Consider the following 19,954-nt stretch of genomic DNA (forward strand, 5'->3'; position numbering starts at 1 on the left):
TTGGATATAGAACAACAATCAAGAGAACCTAGAAGAATTGAAACCACTGAAATTATGGCACTTTTGCCACATCGTTATCCTTTCTTGTTAGTCGATCGCGTATTAGATTTTGAAGAAGGGAAGTGGATTACTGCCATTAAAAATATCAGTGTTAATGAACCGTGTTTTACAGGACATTTTCCTGAATTACCAATTTTTCCTGGTGTATTGATTATGGAATCTCTTGCACAAACGATGGGGGTATTGGCATTTAAAACACATCAATTAGAAGGTGGCGAAATTTTCTATTTTGCAGGCATCAATAATGCACGCTTTAAAAAGCCTGTATTACCTGGTGACCAAATGAAATTACATATCGAAGTAATTAAAGAAATGCGTGGCGTTATTCGTTTTAATGGTGTGGCTACCGTGGATGGCACAGTCGTATGTGAAGCAGAGCTGATGTGTGCTAGACGCAAATCATAAGGAGTATCTATGCAATTAATTCATTCAACCGCCAAAATTAGCCCTTTAGCAATTATTGAAGAAGGGGCTGTGATTGGCAAGGAAGTTGAGATTGGTCCATTTTCTATTATCGGTAAAGATGTAGAGATTGGTGCTAGAACCAAAATTCACTCTCATGTGGTGATCAACGGACGTACTCAAATTGGTAAGGAAAATGAGATCTATCAGTTTGTTACGATTGGTGAGAAAAACCAAGATCTTAAATATGCGGATGAACCAACAAAAACGATCATTGGGGATCGTAACCGCATTCGTGAAAGTGTGACAATCCATCGTGGTACAGTTCAAGGCGGGAGTATTACTAAAATTGGTAATGATAACTTGTTTATGGTAAATACCCACATTGCTCACGATTGTGAAATCGGCAATCGTTGCATTTTAGCAAATAATGCCACCTTAGGTGGACACGTTGTGCTAGATGATTTTGTGATTGTAGGTGGAATGTCTGCTATTCATCAATTTGTAGTGATTGGTTCACACGTAATGTTAGGCGGTGGCTCAATCGTAACCCAAGATATCCCACCTTATGTGATGGCTCAAGGCAACCACGCTCGTCCTTTTGGGGTAAACTTTGAAGGCTTAAAACGTCGTGGTTTTGAAAAACCAACAATGCACGCTATTCGTAATGTGTATAAATTGATTTATCGCAGTGGTAAAACCATCGAAGAAGCACTACCTGATATTGAACATTATGCTAAAACAGAAGCCGCAGTGAGTTTATTCTTAAACTTTTTCAAACGCTCTACACGAGGCATTATTCGTTAATAAATATCGTACGACAGGGTATGCCCTGTCGTTTTTTTGTCCTTTATGCCTATTTTTATAAAATCTGATAGATTTTTGACAAGGCGTGCCTTGTCGCTACGAAAATAATTCCAACGCTAAATCTAATGCCTTAAAAAATTGCTCAATATCCTGTTGAGAATTGTAATGGGCTAACGAAACTCGCACCGTTCCGCTTTCTTGCAAATAATTCAAATAAGGCTTTGCACAATGTTCACCACTGCGAATCGCTATTTTGCTTTCTGTTAGTACTGTCCCAATATCAGCGTGATGTTCGCCTTTCACATTAAAGCTAATAATAGGCGTGATCTCTTTACCACGTAAAATTTGCAAATTTGGATAAGAATTTAACCGCTTGTGAAATTGTTTTGCTAAAGAATAAAGATGATCGTTTAACGCTTCAAAATCCCACTGTTCCAACCATTGTAATACTTCTCCAAAACCAATGATTCCAGCAATGTTTGGCGTACCAGCTTCAAAACAGTAGGGGATGTCAGCAAGGGTAAGATGTTGTTCATTGACCTGCTGTAACATTTTTCCCCCAAACATAAGCGGTCTGATTTTTTCTAAACTTTGCAATTTCCCCGTCAGTACCCCGACACCTGTTGCACCATACATTTTATGGGCTGAAAAAGCATAAAAATCGGCATCTAAACCTTGTACATCAACCTTTTCACTGGATACCGCTTGGGCAATATCTAACAGAATTTTTGCTTTGGAATATTGGCGGATAAGTGGAATCAATTTTTCAGCATTTTGGCGTACACCTGTGACATTGGAGACTAAATTAAAGGCGACAATTTGGGTACGATCCGATAAGGCGTGTTTTAATTCTTTCTCTTTGATTTGATAATTTTTATCGACTGGTAACACAATCAATTTTGCCCCTGTTCGCAAGGCGAGTTGTTGCCACGGCACAAAATTAGCGTGATGTTCTGCTACGGAGACAATAATTTCATCGTCAGGCTGAATGCTATCCATTAAACCATTTGCGACTAAATTGATGGAATGGGTCGTACCGCTTGTCCAAATAACGGCACGTCGATCTTCAATATTAAAGCGTTTTGCCACCAAATCCCTTGCTAATTCATAAGCATTGCTTTGTACTAAATCATATTGGCTACGATGAACTGAGCCTGCGGAAGCATAAAATTGTTGCGTCGCATTGACTAATACATCGGGCTTTAATGTGGTCGCAGCCGAGTCTAAATAAGCCCATTCAGGCTGATTTTCAAAAAAAGGGAAGTGAGAACGAAATAAAATATTGATCATTAAGGTATCTTCTAATTATAAAATTATTACTTAATTTTACACTATTTCAGTGGTGATCTTTATTAAAATTTTAGCTTGTAATGAAGAATAAAAATGGGGAGAAATAGTTTGGATGGAATAAACCCCACCATTTAATATAAAAATGGTGGGATTAAAAGGTTAATCTAAGATTTCATCTGGGGTTAGCATTCTAAATTCACCTTCTTGAAGTGCCTCATCAAGAATCACATTTCCAATTCGCCAGCGATGTAAAAATTCCACTTTATTTCCTAATGTTGCAAACATTCTTTTTACTTGGTGATAGCGCCCTTCTGAAATGGTTAAATTCACATTGTAATCATCAATAATTTCCAATTTTGCTGGCAGGGTTGGTGTTTTCTCGCCACGTAGCATAATACCTTGTTGTAATTGCTCTTCATAAAAAGGCTCAACAGGATCAGCAAGGGTGACTAAATAGGTTTTTTCGCATTCGTATTTTGGTGAAGTAATACGGTGTGACCATTGCCCATCATCAGTTAGAAGTACAAGTCCAGTCGTATCTGCATCTAAACGCCCAGCACAATGGAGTTTACCTTTTAAAGGATAATCAAAGAAGTCAAAAACCGTTGGATATTCACTGTCATCATTTGAGCAAACATAACCTTGTGGTTTGTAGAGCATAAAATATTGCCCTTCTTCTAGCCATTGCAATGGCTTTTCATCAAAGGTCACTAAATCTTGTGGCGTTATTTTAGTTGAGCCACTTTTAACTATTTTTTCATTCACAGTAACCCAGCCATTTTTTAAGGCTTTGACTGCTTGGGAACGAGTTAATCCCGTTTGTTCTGCTATAAATTTATCTAAACGCATCATTTTCTCTCAGTAATTTAATATAGTGATAACGACAGGAAATAAAAAATAAAGCGTTATCTGTTTCTTATCAATAAAGCTTATCTTTTCAATCTTTATTCGTTTTTGCATCTATTCCTAGTTTCACGTGCAGGTATTGTACGTAAAAAACTATGGAGTGCAATCATATTATTTCGAATGATTTTTTGTTACTTATTTTTATTCATTTTTTAAGAAAATCCTCTTGCATAGCTGTTTTTTTTTTGCACTATAATAGGCTGTTATTAGTTCTATTGATTTTGTAATATTTTTCCAAATGGAACGTATTATATAAATCAAAGAGAATATAAAGATTATTTGACAATAATCACTTCACTAACATAAGGAGAAAAATAATGACAGAATATAAAATGGTTTCTTACTGGGTTTCTGGAATGGAAAATGACACACCAGAAGAAATTTATGAAGATGAGGGATTTACGTTAATTGCAGGGTACTATAATCATAAACATAGTTATGAGAATGAAAAGTCATTAGGTGTACATTGGTATGGTACTTATCCTAATTCTCACGGAATTTTAAGTCCTTGCGTTATTCCTGAAAAAGCACGTAATGCTATATTAACAGGGTTATTACAGCAGGCTATTCTAGATAAAGACAAAGAAAAAATAGCCTCACTTAACAAAGCAATTCAATTTTTTATTGATTAAAAAGAGAAAAAACAGACGGTTAAACTGCGAATAAATGTGCTCAATTATTCGCAGTTTACTATTATGAACAGCTAAACATCGCAATATAATTGCTACTTACATCGTTATTTAGCCAAAAATTTTCGGTTAAGGGATTAAAATGATATCCCACCATTTCATTACAATTTAATTCTGCTTGATCGCACCAGTTCAATAATTCAGCTGGCTTAATAAATTTCTCAAATTCGTGTGTACCTTTTGGTAGCATTTTTAAAATATATTCAGCACCCACCACGACAAGCATATAGGCTTTGAATGTTCGGTTAATGGTGGAGAGAAAAAGTATGCCATTTGGCTTGAGTAAGGCTTTGCAACTTTGAATAATTGAGAGAGGCTCTGGCACGTGTTCCAACATTTCCATACAAGTAATGACATCAAATTTTTCGGCATTTTGAGCTTGCTGTTGGATAACAAAGTCTTCAATAGTAATTTGCTGATAATCAATCTCTAAGCCATTTTGCTCAGCGTGTTGTTTGGCAATATTAAGAGGCTCAGTTGTCATATCAAGCCCAGTAACCTTAGCGCCCATTTTTGCCATTGCTTCACTGAGAATACCCGCACCACAGCCGACATCTAACACTTTTTTGTTAAATAATCCGTTGGATTTTTCAGCAATATAATTGACGCGTAGCGGGTTTAATAAGTGAATAGGTTTAAAATCACCGTTGGGATCCCACCAGCTTTGTGCCATTTTTTCAAATTTGGCAATTTCATTTTGATCGACATTATTCATGGTTTTAAGATAACTTTTAAGGTTGTGGGAAGCGGTTAAATTTTTTTATAAATTTGCAAAAAATTGTATAAATTTAACCGCTTATAGGGGTAACTATATTACTGTTTTTTGGCCCATTTTAAGAAGCGTTGTTGTGTTGCTTTATCCGCCTGTTGGAACCAATATTGTAATTGTTGTTCTGCAATATTTTCACCATTTACGACTACTTTTCCTTTTTTGGTTTTAATATTTTTTACCATCATTGGGTTTGATTGGTTGAATGCAAAAGCAGAGACAGCAGCAACACCATTTCCAGCATTATATTCAGCAAGGTTTTCTTGAATGCGAGTATTTGGCATAAAACCTTCGCCTCTTAAATAATCCCATTTATAATCAATTTTTTGACCTGAACTTGTTGTGATTTCGAATGTTGGGGATTTTTTATATTTTTCAGCTTGGTTGGTATTAGAAATATATGGGCTAGAAATGTTAATATCATCTAATGATCCTTTAAAGGTAAGGATAATAGGATCAGTGCCAAAATAAGATGAGCTAGAGCCTGATTTTACAATGCCTCCCACTTCAACAACAACTTGGTGAGTATTGGTATCATTGATCTGCATTACGGTTTTCTTCGTTGTTTTATGGCCATCAAACGCTAAGAAAGAAATTGCTGACGATGCAGAGAGATTACCCGCAAAAGACGCTGTGCTTGCAACCAGTGTGGCTGTAATAAGTGCAATTTTACCTAATTTCATTAAATGAACTCCTATATATGGTAGCTAAAAATTTTCACTATGCTATGCTAATTTTTGCAAAATAGGAATAGTCTTTAGTGATTTTTTATCATTAAAACGTTAGAATTGCGTCAATTTTCACATATTTTAAATTTATAGAGAGAGTAATCCAATGAGTGATAAAGTAAATTCAACTGAAAAACCGAGTTTCTTCCAGAATTTGTATAATCGTTTTTTTCATAATGATCCTCAAAACAGAGAGGATCTCGTTGAAGTTATTCGTGATTCTGCTGAAAATGATTTGATTGATGATGATACCAAAGAGATGATCGAAGGCGTGATTGAGATGTCAGAGTTGCGAGTACGAGACATTATGATTCCACGTGCTCAAATGGTGTTTATTGAAGCAGAGCAACCCCTTGATAGCTGTGTCGATACGATTATTGAAACCGCTCACTCTCGTTTTCCCGTGATTCGAGGTGAAAAAGATGCGATTGAAGGCGTGTTACTTGCCAAAGATTTATTAAAATATTTACGCAGTGATTCACAACCTTTTGAAATGGCGGAGATTTTACGTCCTGCTGTAATCATTCCTGAAAGTAAACGTGTTGATAGAATGTTGAAAGAATTTCGTGCGGAACGTTTTCATATGGCAATTGTGGTAGATGAATTTGGTGCGGTATCGGGCTTGGTTACGATTGAAGATATTTTAGAGCAAATTGTGGGCGATATTGAAGATGAATTCGATGAGGAAGAAATTGAACCAATTCGTCGTCTTTCAAAACATAGCTATGCTGTGTTGGCGTTAACAGATATTGAAGATTTTAACGAATATTTTGGTACAGATTTTGATGATGAAGAGGTGGATACAATTGGCGGTTTAATTACCCAAGCTTTTGGTTATTTTCCTCAAAAAGGTGAAACGATAGAGCTTGACGGTATCACATTTAAGGTTACCTCTGGCGATTCTCGTCGTTTATTACAAGTGAGAGCCACGATTTCAGATGGTCAGCTAGATAAAATGTTGCCAGAAAAGGAATAACGAGTTTAAATGGGTCTTATAAAAAATACCGCTAAAATAATGCCGTTATTGAGTTTTATTTTAGGAGGCGTTGGCGTTTTTGCCTATTCCCCTTTTGACTATTGGGGGATCGCCTATCTTTCTGCATTTGGCTTGATTTTTGCCACGACTTATCATCATAAAAAAATTGCTTATTGGTCAGTATTATTATGGTCTATGGGCTATTTTTGTTCTGGCATAAACTGGGTATCCGTCAGTATGATGCAATTTGGCGGTGTACCTGAAATAGTAAGCTATCTTGCTGTTGGATTGCTGTCTTTTTATTTATCACTCTATAACTTACTTTTTTGCTGGATTGTTCAGCATTTTAAATTTACTAACCCTTTCATTCTCGCAAGTATTTTTACTTTTACCGAATTTTTAAGAGGAACGATTTTTACAGGTTTTCCGTGGCTCCAATTTGGTTATACACAAATCGATAGCCCCTTCTTCGGGATTGCACCTGTGTTAGGCGTTGAAGGATTAACCTTTTTTGTCATTGTGATAAGCGGTTATTTTTTGCAACTTTTTTACAAATTTGCAAAATCTTCTCAAAATATGACCGCTTGCTGGCGTGAATTTTGTCTTCCTACTGTTATGATGATTATCGCGGTGAGCTTACAAAATATAAATTGGGTTAAGGAAGATGCATCGCATTCAACAAAAGTGAGTTTAGTCCAACCGAATATCGACCAAAAATTAAAATGGAATTTTGCTTATTTTGAACAGCATATTCAAACCTATCAAAGGTTAATTATGCCGTTATTAGCGGAAAGTAATGTCATTATTTTGCCAGAATCTGCTTTTCCTGCAATGGAACAAAATATTTCGCCGTTGTTAGAGAATTTACAGCAAGCAGCTATTGCCAATAATAATGCTTTTATTATTGGAACTTTAAACGCCGAGCAAGAAAATGTGTATAACAGTGCGATTGTGCTAGATTCTCAACAGCCTTATTCACATAATAATGCGGCTCGTTATAATAAATATCATCTTGTTCCTTTTGGTGAATATGTACCTTTTGGCAACTTATTAGATTGGTTGCGTGATGTATTTATTTTGCCTGTAAACCTTTCACAGGGAGCATTTATTCAAAAACCTTTAGTTGCGGGTAATGATAGCTTTAATATGGCGATTTGCTATGAAGTGATTTTTGGGCATCAAATGCAGCAAAATCAAAAGGCAAACAACGCAGATTATTTATTGACGATTTCCAATGATGCTTGGTTTGGTAATTCAATTGGCCCTTGGCAACATTTACAAATGGCTCGAATGCGAGCGTTAGAGCTTGGTAAACCAATGGTTAGAGCAACTAATACCGGTATCACTGTTTTTGTGGATCATCTTGGGCAAATTACTCAGCAAGCACCACAATTTGAAGCGACAACATTAACGAGAAATATTTATAAAACACAAGGTTCAACCCCTTTCATATTATGGGGAAATTGGCTAATTTATGGATTAAGTGTTGTGTTGTTGGTCTTTGGAATGGTAAGACGAAAAAGATAATAAAAATGGGCTTGTTAGCCCATTTTTTTGAGAGTTAATAATTCAATACTAATTCTAATAATTTCACACCTAAAAACGCTACGCTAAAACGCTGTTCATCGGTAACAGACCAGAATTGAATTGCATTTTCATCTTTACTGAGTAACTGGCTGATTTGTAATGTATTGTTTTCTTCATCTTCGCCATTTTTAACAGGCGTAACAATCACTTCTTCATTAAATGTGAGCCAACCCTGTTGTTTCCATTGTTCACTCAGTTCAACGGCATCAAGCGGGTATTCAGATTGAAGGCTAACCATTTGTGAAGTACCATAAAAAACGGGTACTTGGACACTGTGAAAGGTTGTGCAAGCGGTTAAATTTGGCATCACTTTTGCAAGTTGCAACGCGAATGCTTTTGAGAATGGTACGCTGGCTTCGTCATCTTGTACATTGCTTGGCACGGTGTCAAAAGCAACACGAGGTGTATCGCTATCAAGTGGGATTCCATTTAGTAATTGAGCGGTTTGCCCAGCAAGTTTTTGCACTTTTTGATCCCCAAAATAAGCACTTGAAACTAATGAAGTGACAAATACTTGTTGAATAGGTAAATCGCTTAATGGTTTTAATGCAAGAGCAAGTTGGCTAATTTGTGGGTTTGCAAGGGCTACGATATTACGCTCACGTAAATGTACTAATTCATCGTCATTTACACTTGGTACAATCACTGGCACATCGCTGATCAAAGCGGTTAGCCCGTATAAATCAATAATAATACAGCCCGCTTGTACGATTTTCGCCAGTAATTCTGAGTGAGCAGATGTACCTGCGAATAATACATAGCTAAATTGTGACCAATCAACGTCATCTAATTTTACTTGTTCTACACTTGAATTGTGAAAACGTAATGACTGTTCTTCGTTAAACTCTTCAAGCTCAACGGCACAAAGACGATCAAAGCTAAGTGTGGTTTTTTCTAAACAATCAAGCAGTTTTTCTGCGGTATGAAAATCGCCTGCAATGGCTAATTGGATATCTGACATTATAATTCTCTTTTAAAAATAATTAGGTCGCTTATTCTACTGTTGAATGTAGCAATAAGCGACACAAAGTTAGTTGATTTGATGATTATTTTTTCGCATTTTGATAAATTTTCATCGCTTCCGGTAATAAGCGTTGTAAATTTTCTTGACGTTCGGCATTGCTTGGGTGAGTGGAAAAGATTGAGCTACCAGAACCACCAGCGACTTTTGTCATTTTTGTCCAAACATTAGGAGCAAAGCTCGGATTGTAGCCAGCTTGAGCCATTAACATCAATCCAACTTCATCTGCTTCAGCTTCGTGATGGCGAGAAAATGGTTTATCTAAGGCAAGATCACGCGTTAAATCAACCATATCAATTCCGCCAATATTGGTGGAAATTCCTTGCGTAGAAAGGGCAATTTTACCTAATTGAGCAACGATCCCAGTAGTGACACTTAAAGTGCGAGAAGATTTACTGTGTTCTTTCAACGCGTGAGCCATTTCGTGTCCGATTACTGTTGCAATTTCAGGATCAGATAGCTTTAAACGATCGACTAAGCCTGTGTAAACCATCATTTTTCCACCAGGCATTGCCCACGCATTTAATTCTTTAGATTTTGCTACCGTCATTTGCCATTGAAACGGCACGCCAGTTTGGTTTGCTTGTTTTGCGTAAGGGAGTATTTTATTAAAGACATTATTGATACGTTTTGCTGTATTTGATTTTGTATCAATAACACCTTCTGATTTTGCTTTTGCGACAACTTGAGCATAACTGCTTGCAGCTTCATTGTTAATTTGATTGGTTGAGGTACAACCCGTTAAGGCGACAGCAGATAGCACTATTAAGCCTAAATATTGCTTGAATTTCATAAAAACTCCTAAATTGAATAAAGACACCTTATTTTACCTTAATTTTGAATAATAAATAAGAGGTTAAGTTTTGATAAAAAATTTGTTAGAATGCGAATCTATTTACAATTTGAGGTTTACAATGGAAACAATCGACAAAATTAAAAAACAAATTAGTGAAAATCCTATTCTTATTTATATGAAAGGTTCGCCAAAATTCCCATCTTGTGGTTTTTCTGCTCGTGCAGTAGAAGCGTTAATTAACTGTAAAGTACCTTTCGGTTATGTAGATATTCTAGCAAATCCAGATATTCGTTCTGAATTACCAAAATATGCACAATGGCCAACATTTCCACAACTTTGGGTTGAAGGAGAACTTGTTGGAGGATGTGATATTATTTTAGAAATGTTCCAAAAAGGCGAATTACAAACTTTATTAAAAGAAGTTGCTGAAAAACACCCAGCATAAACTGCATTTTTTATAAGATTGAGTTTGGAAAAATAGGGTAATAAAATCCCAAAAGTAATATTTTTACTTTTGGGATTTTTCTTATTTTATATGTAAGGATTACCAGCTATATCCAGCCCCTGCACCAATCATTGTATCTTCTTTAAAATCTGAACTTAGGGATGTTTTAAAAATCCATTTTCCATTGTCAGAAACTGTTGAAACACCCACTGCAAGAGCAGTTGTGCCACGATAATACGCTGAACCAACGGCAGCCATTGAACGACCTGGAAGATATTCTTGTGGTAAATTTGCCATTGCTCCAGCAATAGTTGCCCCTGAAATTGCTCTTTTGGTTGCTTCTGTATTAGCTTTGGTCAGTGTGGCGATAGCTTGGTGTAATTGGCTACCATTTACGGCTTCTTTTGAGGTTTTTGAGACTTTCCCATTAGCCACGTTGACAATTTTTTTCCCTCCATTATTCAAACCATTATTGCTAATTGATACACCATTATTAAATGAAATGCTGTTCATACCTGTTAGGTTTTTATTTACTTCAATATTTACGTTATCAAGTAATCTTTCTCGTCCCGTACCTGTTACCGTAATACTGCGTGAAGTCAATTTACCGTTCATATCCGCTATATTTACTTTTTGGGTTAGCTCGGCCTTATTTTGTACAATACCTTGTGTATTAGCGGTAATATTTTGAGCATTATTTACAATTTGTGTTTTATTTTCCGTTATTTGTGTTTGATTATTTTCGATAGCGGTCTGATTTTTTATGATTTTTGCAGAATTTTTTGCAATTTTTGTTTTGTTACTTGTAATGCTTGCTTGATTTGTTGCCACCTGATTTAACGTTGCTTGAATATCATCACTCAATTTTGCTTTGGTGACGTTTCTATCCTTTATTTTTGCCGTTGTGATCGCATTATCAGCAATGGATAATTTTACATCGCCTAATAATTGATTTGCACCAACACCAGAAACGTGAATGCCTTCGCCAGTAAGGGATTTATTCATATCAGCACGGTTTACTTTCGTATTTAATAGTTCATCGGTTTTCGCTTTGGTATAGTGATTTTTATCTAAATAGGCTTTTACTGTGCCACCACTGACGACTTTAGTCTCGTTGTCAGTAATCGTCCCATCCGTTTTCACTTCAATGTTAATGCCTTTGAACAGTTTATTTGCCCCTTCGCCTGTCACTTCAATACTTTGAGAGGTGAGTGATGCATTCATATCATCAATCCCTACCTTTTTAGCAAGCTCCGTTTTATTTTTTGCGATAGCGGTTTGATTTTCAGTAATTTTTGCAGAATTTTCCGCGATATTTTGTTCATTCGCGATAATCTTTTTCACATTATTTGCAATATCTGCTTTGTTAGAGGCGATTGCCGTTTTATTTTCTGTGATATTCGCTTTATTGCGATCAATCGCATTTTTATTATCGACAATCTTGTTTTTATTTTCTGCGATAGCGGTTTTATTTTCAGTGATTTTTGCAGAATTTCCTGCGATATCATTTTTATTTTTCTCGATTTTAGCCGAGTGATCCGCAAGATTGTTTTTATTGGTTTCAACCTGATTTAGCGTGGTTTGAACATCGTTCGCGAGTTTCTCTTTGGTGACATTACCATTGGCAATTTTGCCAGAGGTGATCGCATTATCCTTAATCGCTAATTGTACATTTTTAAAGGTGGTATTATCGCCTCCTGTCACTGAAATACCCGTGCCTGTGATTGAGCCAGTCGCTAAATCCGTTTTCACTTCGTTTAAGTTTAAACCAACGGTGTATTCATTCGCCGTTGTATCATCCGTTTGTTTCACATCAGTTAGTGTGATGTATTTTCCCGTTTTATGCACTTTGGTTTTAGCTTGCTTGATTGCATTAAATGCGGTTTCTCCGGTAATCGTATTTTGATTTCCAGTGGCGACATTGCCTGTTCCCACTCTGTTTAAAATGCTATTTGTGGCCTCATCAAGTTGTGTTGAACCGATACTATTATTCGCAACGGCAAACGTCACATTGTTATTGGTTGGATCTTTGGTCACCTCAACCGTTGCTGAACCATTGAGATTATCTTTTTTCAGTCTGCTGTTGATATCATTTTTCACTTCATCCGCGAGTTTTTCCATAGTGATAGCGTTGTTTTTGACTTCAAGAGTAATATCGTCTAGCAATTTATTTTTACCGTTTCCAGACACCTCCAACGTTTGCGACGTTAAGCTGTGATTCATTGCAGATGTACTCACTTTTTCATTCAATTTATTATCGGTGTCTTGTTTGCCGTAATAATTTTGCGTTAAATAGTGATGAATATCTTTGCCTGCCACCGCTTTATCTGAATTTGCGGTGCCGTCAGGCGCAATTACGCCTCCCATTACATTGGTAACCGCATTGATTTTATTTTTTAATGCTTGATCGAGCTTATCCTCTGAGATAGGTTTTAAGGCTAATTTCACATTGGCTTTTGTCGTATTAGCTAAATCACCTTCGGTGACTTCTGTGCCATTTTGTGAAATTGTTAGATCATCAGAAATCAGCTTCATTAAATCATCTTTGTTTAATTTTCTAGCGATTGCTGTTTGATTATTTGCAATGTCTGCTTTCATTGCTGGAATATCTTTGGCATTCGTAATCGCGGTTGTCGCTTCATCGGTTAAACCAATTTCATAATATTTTCTATGGTTTGCAGTGTGCGGATTCGCGCCATTTTCTTGGGTTGGATCTCGTTTAACCACCATATAAGTTTGATTAGCGGTGCCGGTTTTTTCTTTTAGCGTTGTGACTTGTGAACCGTTGACTGCTTCCAATGAATTATCCGAAATTTCTCCATCAGCCACGTGATGAATTTTTCTCGGTGCTGTTGCTGAACCAACGGAAATGGCATTGGCGATAGCTGTTGAATTATCGCCTAACACGACCGCATTAGATGTATTTCCCGCATTCACATTTGAGCCCAAAATATACACATTATTGCCTGTGGCGGTATTATGTGCACCGAAAGCGTAGTTATTTAATCCGGATAACGTGTTGTGGGTACCCAGTGCAAAATCATTGGTTGATGAAAGTGTATTATTGCTTCCGATAGTGTAAGATTTTGAACCTGAAACTGTATTTCTTTCACCTCCAATTACACCACTGAGTTCTGCTGAAACAGTGTTATTTCTACCGCCTAAAATAGCTGCATTTGTGCCCGCATTCGTGATGGTATTACGAGAGCCTGCAATAATGGCGGAATTTTGCGCGTCAACCGTATTGTGATCGCCACCTAAAATACCAGACTGATGGGCATTTTCATTGAGCGTATTATATGCTCCAGCCACTATGCCTGATTTTTGTGATTTAACCTGATTTTCTTGACCTCCTGAAATAGTAGAAAATCTGCCTGTGACGGTGTTTGTATGTCCTCCTGAGATGGTAGACCAGTAACCATCTCCTTCAATTTTGTTGCCTTGTCCTGCTAAAATACCTGCGTGATTTTTGGCGATCAGGTTAGTTTGACCACCGTTTATGGTTGAATGGCTTCCGCTTGCAATATTTGATTGTCCCCCTATAACAGCAGAAAAATTATTGGTAACTTGGTTGTTACTTCCTCCCAATATTCCTGATGAACTATGCGTCACACGATTTCTATATCCACCATTGATAACAGATTCTGTACCGCTGACAATATTATTGTGTCCTCCTGCTACAAAAGCATCCGGTGCTTTTGCTTCATTGTTATGTCCTCCAATCGCACTTGAATAATGTGCTTCCGCTGTATTTACTCTTCCACCCATAACCGCAGATTCAAAGCCTGTTGCTTGGTTTTGACTTCCGCCTGCCACAATGCTTCTTTCTCCGCTTGCAATATTAGAGTGTCCCCCGAGAATTGCAGATTGTAAACCACTTCCATTGTTGTTATATCCACCTAAAATAGCAGTGCCATCTCCGCTTACATTATTCGCACTACCGCCAACAATAACGGCTTTGTGATTTCTCACGGTATTATTATGTCCTGCGACGATAGCAGAATATTGAAATTCTTCTTCAATGTTATTTTCTTGACCCACGAGAATTCCCGAATAGTGTGCATTTGCTTTTACAGTATTTCTGTTTCCGCCTATAACAGCTGAGCTATTTCCTTCAGATGAATTATATATTCCGCCAACAACAACAGCTCTGTGATTTCTCACGGTATTATTATGTCCTGCGACAATAGCGGAATCTTGGAATCCTTCTTCGATGTTATTTGCTTGACCCGCGAGAATCCCTGAATTATGCGCATTTGCTTTTACAGTATTTCTGTTTCCGCCTAAAACAGTTGAGTTATTTCCTTCAGCTGAATTATTTATTCCGCTAAGGACGGCAGAAGCTGAACCGCTTGAGGTGTTATTTGTCCCGCCAATAATGGCAGACTCAGTACCGCTGACGATATTATACTGCCCACCTGCCACAAAGGTATCCTGTGCTTTTGCTTCATTGTTATGTCCTCCAACCGCACTTGAATAATGTGCTTCCGCTTTATTTACTCTTCCACCCATAACTGCAGACTCAAAGCCTGTGGCGTGGTTTTGATGTCCGCCTGCGACAACACTTCGTTCTCCACTTGCAATATTGGTATGCCCTCCGAGCATTGCAGATTCTGGACCACTGCCATTATTTGATATTCCGCCAAGAATGACTGCGCGATTCCCACTGACATTATTCGCACTACCGCCAACAACAACGGCTCTGTGATTTCTCACAGTATTATTATGTCCTGCGACAATAGCGGAATATTGAAATCCTTCTTCAATGTTATTTGCTTGACCCGCAAGAATTCCTGAATTGTGCGCATTTGCTTTTACAGTATTGGTATTTCCGCCTAAAACCGTTGAGCCATTTCCTCCTGTCGAATTATTTACTCCGCTAAGGATGGCAGAAGCTGAACCACTTGTGGTGTTATTTGTTCCGCCAATAATGGCAGATTCAGTACCGCTGACAATATTGTGATGTCCCCCAGCTACAAATGTATCCTGTGCTTTTGCTTCATTGTTATATCCGCCTATCGCACTTGAATAATGCGCTTCCGCTTTATTTATTCTGCCGCCCATAACCGCAGATTCAAAGCCTGTGGCGTGGTTTTGATGTCCGCCTGCGACAACGCTTCGTTCTCCGCTTGCAATATTGGTGTGCCCTCCGAGCATTGCGGACTGTAAACCGCTTCCCGTATTTTTTGTTCCTCCAAGAATAACGGCTTGCGCTTGGCTTACATTATTTTCAGTTCCCCCAATGATAGCAGAACTGTCTCCGCTGACATTATTGAGACGACCACCTATAATGCTTGCTCGATAGTGTTGTATTCTATTGTCTTGTCCTCCGACAATGCTAGAATAGTGCATATTTTCATCTATCTTATTACGTTCACCTACAAGAATGCCAGAGTTTTGAGCGTTGGTGTTTACGGTATTTGTGTTTCCGCCTAAAACGGTTGAGTTATTTCCTTTTACTGCGTTATTTGTTCCGCCAATAATGGTAGATTCAGCACTGCTGGCAATATTATGATGTCCTCCTGCTACAAATGTATCTTGTGCTTTTGCTTCATTGTTATATCCACCAATTGTACTTGAATAATGCGCTTCCGCTTTATTTACTCTTCCGCCCATAACCGCAGATTCAAATCCTGTGGCGTGGTTTTGATGTCCGCCTGCGACAACGCTTCGTTCTCCACTTGCAATATTGGTATGCCCTCCGAGCATTGCGGACTGTAAACCGCTTCCCGTATTTTTTGTTCCTCCAAGAATAACGGTTTGCGCTTGACTTACATTATTTTCAGCTCCCCCAATGATAGCAGAACTGTCTCCGCTGACATTATTGAGACGACCACCTACAATGCTTGCTCGATAGTGTTGTATTCTATTGTCTTGTCCTCCGACAATGCTAGAATAGTGCATATTTTCATCTATCTTATTACGTTCACCCATAAGAATGCCTGAGTTTTGAGCATTGTTTTTTACGGTATTTGTATTTCCACCTAAAACGGTTGAATTATTTCCGGCTGTTGAGTTTTGATATCCACTAATTACGGACGAATTTGAACTGCTTGCGGTATTATTTGTTCCTCCAATAATGGCAGATTCAGTACCGCTGACAATATTATGATGTCCTCCTGCGACAAATGTATCTTGTGCTTTTGCTTCATTGTTATATCCACCAATTGTACTTGAATAATGCGCTTCCGCTTTATTTATTCTGCCGCCCATAACCGCAGACTCAAAGCCTGTGGCGTGGTTTTGATGTCCGCCCGCGACAAGGCTTCGTTCTCCGCTTGCAATGTTGGTGTGACCTCCGAGCATTGCGGAATCTAAACCACTTCCATTGTTGCTATATCCTCCAAGAATAACTGCGCGATCCCCACTTACATTATTTGAATGACCACCTATGATACTTGCTCTATGGTTGTTTACTGTATTATCTTGCCCCCCAACAATACTAGAATAATGCATACCTGCTTCTATATTATTGCGTTCGCCCATTAGGATTCCCGAATTTTGAGCATTGGTTTTTACGGTATTTGTATTTCCACCTAATATAACGGATCTATCTCCGTTCACATTATTTGTACTCCCTCCAACGATAACCGCTCTGTGACTATTTACCGTGTTATTATGTCCTGCAATAATGCCAGAATATTGTGAATTTTGTTCTATGCTATTTGCTTGCCCACCTAAAATTCCTGAATTTTGAGCATTTGTTTTTATGGTATTGGTATTTCCTCCGAGAATGACCGATTTTTCTCCACTAATTTCATTATTATTCCCTCCCGCAATCACCGCTTTATGATTTCTAACGGTATTATTATGCCCTGCAACAATCCCTGAAAATTGAAAGTTTTCTTCGATAGTATTGGTTTGCCCCGCTAAAATGCCGGAATTGTGGGCATTTACTTTAATCGTGTTCGTATTTCCGCCGAGAACCACGGATTTTTGTGCATTTGAAGCATTATTGTAACCGCCTACCACACTAGAAAAATGCGCATTTTCATTCAGCACATTATTTTCACCTGCAACAATACCGGATGCGATAGATTTAACCTGATTTCCTTTACCACCCACAATCGTTGAATGATGTTGAGTGACGATATTATTCTCGCCCCCTACCGCGGTTGAAAAATTTTCTTTAATCTGATTTCGCCAACCGGAAAAGACCCCCGATGACGCGTGTGTAACCACATTCTCAAAGCCCCCAATAATTGAAGAACGTTGCCCCTCAACACGGTTTTGTTGCCCCCCTGCGATGATAGCGCGCTCTCCATTGGTTTCAATGGTATTACTTTCTCCTGCGAGAATGGCGGATTGTGGTGCTTTAATCATTCCATTTTGTCCTGCAACCACACCACTGAAATTGCCTGTTATGTTGTGGTTATAGCCAGATAATATCCCTGCCCAACGTGTATTTTCATTGATAACATTGTTTGCACCTGCAACAATTCCCGATTTTTCTGCATTTTTTTTTATAAGGTTATGTTCCCCGCCAAGAATGCCTGCACGATGGGCATTTTTCACAATTTCATTTTGACTTCCGCCAATGATCGATGATGCCCATCCCGTCGCTTTATTTTCTATCCCACCAATAATAGACACATCACCGGTATAAGTTCCTTCTTCGTCCGCGATTTTATTTTCTACACCACCTAGAATAACTGAGCGCTTGGCTGCTTTTATAATGTTAGTTTCTCCGCCCATAATCCCTGAACGATGCGCTCTCCCATCCGTTGATTCAATTCGGTTACTATTTCCCCCCAAAACAACGGACTCATTTCTATCAACATAGTTACTTTCACCCCCAACAACACTTGACGACCAACCGCTCACGTTATTATTTCTTCCTCCTAAAATACTGGATTTTTGACCGCTTACATTGTTTGTTTCTCCCCCGAGTACCACAGCGTTTGCTTGACTAACCGTACCGTGTGAACCCGCCAATACCGCAGAATTACGTTGGCTCACATTGCCATATTCTCCTGCTAATATGGTTGCATTAGTAACAGAAGCCGCGATGGTGTTATGAATTCCGCCCACAATGGTCGATTGTTCACTGCCTGAGTTAATTGTGTTTCTTTCGCCACCAAGCATACCAGAATCTCGCCCTGCGGTCGTATTTCTCATTCCTCCTGCAATAACCGAATTTTCTCCAGTATATTCAATCGTATTTCCATTTCCTTGATCACCACCGCCCACAATGGCACTGTCATAAGCTTTGATTGTGTGGCTCACCCCAGCTAAAATCCCACTTCTTTCAGCTGTACTTGTCGTTTTATTCTTCCATCCAGCAATAATGCCTGAATTAGGACTTGATATGCTGAGTTCTGCTCCACCAAGAGCAAGAGAATTTGAAGAGCCACCGTTAATCATATTAGTCATTCCACTTACGATGGCATTTGCACTAATGGCAGTGCCTGAACCTATCACGAGTGATCCGTTACCAATACCTGTTTCAGTAGAAATTGTGCCGTTATTTGTATTTATTTTTGCACCAGCACCAAAGGCTGAGCCAGTTGTAAGAGATAAAAGTAAAGTAGTTGCTATGGTTAGATTGTTATTTTTCATATATAACCTTTATTTTTTGTGTGTGTAAAATGAACAAAATATTTTACCCTCACATGAACAAAATTCAATCGACTGTGTGTTTCTTGTGCGAGATTTGTTTGATTTTTGTCAACAAATTGCAAAAAAGTTGTTTAAAATGACAGCTGTGTTTGGTGGGGATTTGTTCGGTTTTTTTTGTGGGAGAGCTAATTTCTGATAATAGTAAATGAAGGGATGTGGTATTTGTTTTATAAGATTATCAATGTGAGAAAAATTTATAGGAAATGGCGTTTTTGAGTAATGTGAATAATTTACTAAAACTAAAACGCCAGTTGTTTTTTATGATTTTATACTAATAAGACAGAACTTTAACTAATTGAATTACTTCATCTATTTGTTTATTTGAAAGTTTTCCATCAAACACAAATTTTACTTTTCCATTTTTATCTAAAACAGCGACAAAATTATCTTTTGAGTTTAAATTCCACGCTTTTTTCACAGCACCTTTTTGATCTAATATCACTTGGCTATGAGCATTTTTTAATTTTCCCTTTTCCGCTTTGCTTTTTACAAACATTCCAGTACCAAAAGTGGCTTCATCAACATTGATAATGGTGGTAGTCTGATAAGTTGTACGATCAAAATGTGCGTGGCGAATTGCGTCAATCAAGGCACTGTTTTTTTCTTTTGCACTGCTTGTCCCAGCAAAGTGATTCACAATTCTAACTTTGCCTTTTAATGCGTTTGAAGCCCATTTTTGATAAACGATTTTATCGTTATGAGCGATGAGTTCGCCATCATCAACAACGGCAACAGTTGGCAGAGTGTGATTTAATTGAATGTTGTGAGCCATTGCAAGTGGTGAAATAACAGCGAATAATGCAAATAATTTTTTCATTTTTAACCTTTTACTATTGAATTTATTAAGTTGAGACACCAT

The 19,954-nt window shown here is 37.9% G+C and carries 14 protein-coding genes; 6 read left to right on the forward strand and 8 right to left on the reverse strand.

The annotated features are described in order from the left end of the window. Nucleotides 1–6 precede the first annotated feature (6 nt). Together fabZ and lpxA are read left to right on the forward strand one after the other, a co-directional pair. Nucleotides 7–465 carry a 3-hydroxyacyl-ACP dehydratase FabZ gene (fabZ, locus tag DYE60_RS01560; RefSeq protein ID WP_172460404.1) on the forward strand — a complete coding sequence of 153 codons (459 nt, stop codon included), beginning with the start codon at nucleotides 7–9 and terminating at the stop codon, nucleotides 463–465. Nucleotides 466–474: 9 nt separating this feature from the next. Further along, entirely contained in the window at nucleotides 475–1,269 is a 795-nt protein-coding gene (lpxA, locus tag DYE60_RS01565) for an acyl-ACP--UDP-N-acetylglucosamine O-acyltransferase (RefSeq protein WP_115314878.1), read from the forward strand. A 96-nt stretch (nucleotides 1,270–1,365) separates the two neighbouring features. Here the strand turns inward: lpxA and DYE60_RS01570 are convergent, their stop codons facing one another. Further along, on the reverse strand, nucleotides 1,366–2,559 hold the full coding sequence (locus tag DYE60_RS01570) for an aminotransferase class V-fold PLP-dependent enzyme (protein WP_115314879.1): 1,194 nt from the start codon (nucleotides 2,557–2,559) through the stop codon (nucleotides 1,366–1,368). 159 nt (nucleotides 2,560–2,718) lie between these two features. Further along, nucleotides 2,719–3,408 (reverse strand): 16S rRNA pseudouridine(516) synthase RsuA, encoded by a 690-nt coding sequence (rsuA, locus tag DYE60_RS01575; protein ID WP_115316404.1) that lies wholly within the window; start codon nucleotides 3,406–3,408, stop codon nucleotides 2,719–2,721. A gap of 374 nt (nucleotides 3,409–3,782) precedes the next feature. Here rsuA and DYE60_RS01580 point away from each other — a divergent pair, with 374 nt between their 5' ends. Beyond that, the gene (locus tag DYE60_RS01580; RefSeq protein WP_218563608.1) at nucleotides 3,783–4,097 is read left to right on the forward strand and encodes a hypothetical protein; all 315 of its coding nucleotides are present in this window, start codon (nucleotides 3,783–3,785) and stop codon (nucleotides 4,095–4,097) included. 61 nt (nucleotides 4,098–4,158) lie between these two features. On the opposite strand, the gene ubiG is transcribed toward DYE60_RS01580, so the two are convergent. Both ubiG and DYE60_RS01590 read right to left on the reverse strand, forming a co-directional pair. Further along, a complete protein-coding gene (gene ubiG, locus DYE60_RS01585; RefSeq protein WP_115314880.1) occupies nucleotides 4,159–4,869 on the reverse strand; it encodes a bifunctional 2-polyprenyl-6-hydroxyphenol methylase/3-demethylubiquinol 3-O-methyltransferase UbiG in 711 nt (236 codons plus the stop codon). A 98-nt stretch (nucleotides 4,870–4,967) separates the two neighbouring features. After that, nucleotides 4,968–5,606, reverse strand: coding sequence for a curli polymerization inhibitor CsgI-related protein (locus DYE60_RS01590; protein ID WP_115314881.1), 639 nt, complete (start codon nucleotides 5,604–5,606; stop codon nucleotides 4,968–4,970). A gap of 151 nt (nucleotides 5,607–5,757) precedes the next feature. Between DYE60_RS01590 and corC the strand changes: the two genes are divergently transcribed. Together corC and lnt are read left to right on the forward strand one after the other, a co-directional pair. Then, on the forward strand, nucleotides 5,758–6,627 hold the full coding sequence (corC, locus tag DYE60_RS01595; RefSeq protein ID WP_115314882.1) for a CNNM family magnesium/cobalt transport protein CorC: 870 nt from the start codon (nucleotides 5,758–5,760) through the stop codon (nucleotides 6,625–6,627). A 9-nt stretch (nucleotides 6,628–6,636) separates the two neighbouring features. Beyond that, the gene (lnt, locus tag DYE60_RS01600; RefSeq protein WP_115314883.1) at nucleotides 6,637–8,154 is read left to right on the forward strand and encodes an apolipoprotein N-acyltransferase; all 1,518 of its coding nucleotides are present in this window, start codon (nucleotides 6,637–6,639) and stop codon (nucleotides 8,152–8,154) included. Nucleotides 8,155–8,188: 34 nt separating this feature from the next. Here the strand turns inward: lnt and DYE60_RS01605 are convergent, their stop codons facing one another. Together DYE60_RS01605 and DYE60_RS01610 are read right to left on the reverse strand one after the other, a co-directional pair. Further along, the gene (locus DYE60_RS01605; protein WP_115314884.1) at nucleotides 8,189–9,175 is read right to left on the reverse strand and encodes an oxidoreductase; all 987 of its coding nucleotides are present in this window, start codon (nucleotides 9,173–9,175) and stop codon (nucleotides 8,189–8,191) included. A gap of 85 nt (nucleotides 9,176–9,260) precedes the next feature. After that, nucleotides 9,261–10,028, reverse strand: a complete 768-nt coding sequence (locus DYE60_RS01610) for a M48 family metallopeptidase (RefSeq protein ID WP_115314885.1) — start codon at nucleotides 10,026–10,028, stop codon at nucleotides 9,261–9,263. A gap of 121 nt (nucleotides 10,029–10,149) precedes the next feature. Between DYE60_RS01610 and grxD the strand changes: the two genes are divergently transcribed. Continuing rightward, nucleotides 10,150–10,476, forward strand: a complete 327-nt coding sequence (gene grxD, locus DYE60_RS01615; protein ID WP_115314886.1) for a Grx4 family monothiol glutaredoxin — start codon at nucleotides 10,150–10,152, stop codon at nucleotides 10,474–10,476. A gap of 99 nt (nucleotides 10,477–10,575) precedes the next feature. Here grxD and DYE60_RS01620 read toward each other — a convergent pair whose 3' ends face one another. Together DYE60_RS01620 and DYE60_RS01625 are read right to left on the reverse strand one after the other, a co-directional pair. Then, the gene (locus DYE60_RS01620; RefSeq protein ID WP_115314887.1) at nucleotides 10,576–19,035 is read right to left on the reverse strand and encodes a YadA-like family protein; all 8,460 of its coding nucleotides are present in this window, start codon (nucleotides 19,033–19,035) and stop codon (nucleotides 10,576–10,578) included. 331 nt (nucleotides 19,036–19,366) lie between these two features. Beyond that, nucleotides 19,367–19,912 (reverse strand): YtfJ family protein, encoded by a 546-nt coding sequence (locus DYE60_RS01625; protein ID WP_115314888.1) that lies wholly within the window; start codon nucleotides 19,910–19,912, stop codon nucleotides 19,367–19,369. Nucleotides 19,913–19,954 lie beyond the last annotated feature (42 nt).

The organism is Phocoenobacter uteri (assembly GCF_900454895.1).
In the GTDB taxonomy this organism is placed as follows: domain Bacteria; phylum Pseudomonadota; class Gammaproteobacteria; order Enterobacterales; family Pasteurellaceae; genus Phocoenobacter; species Phocoenobacter uteri.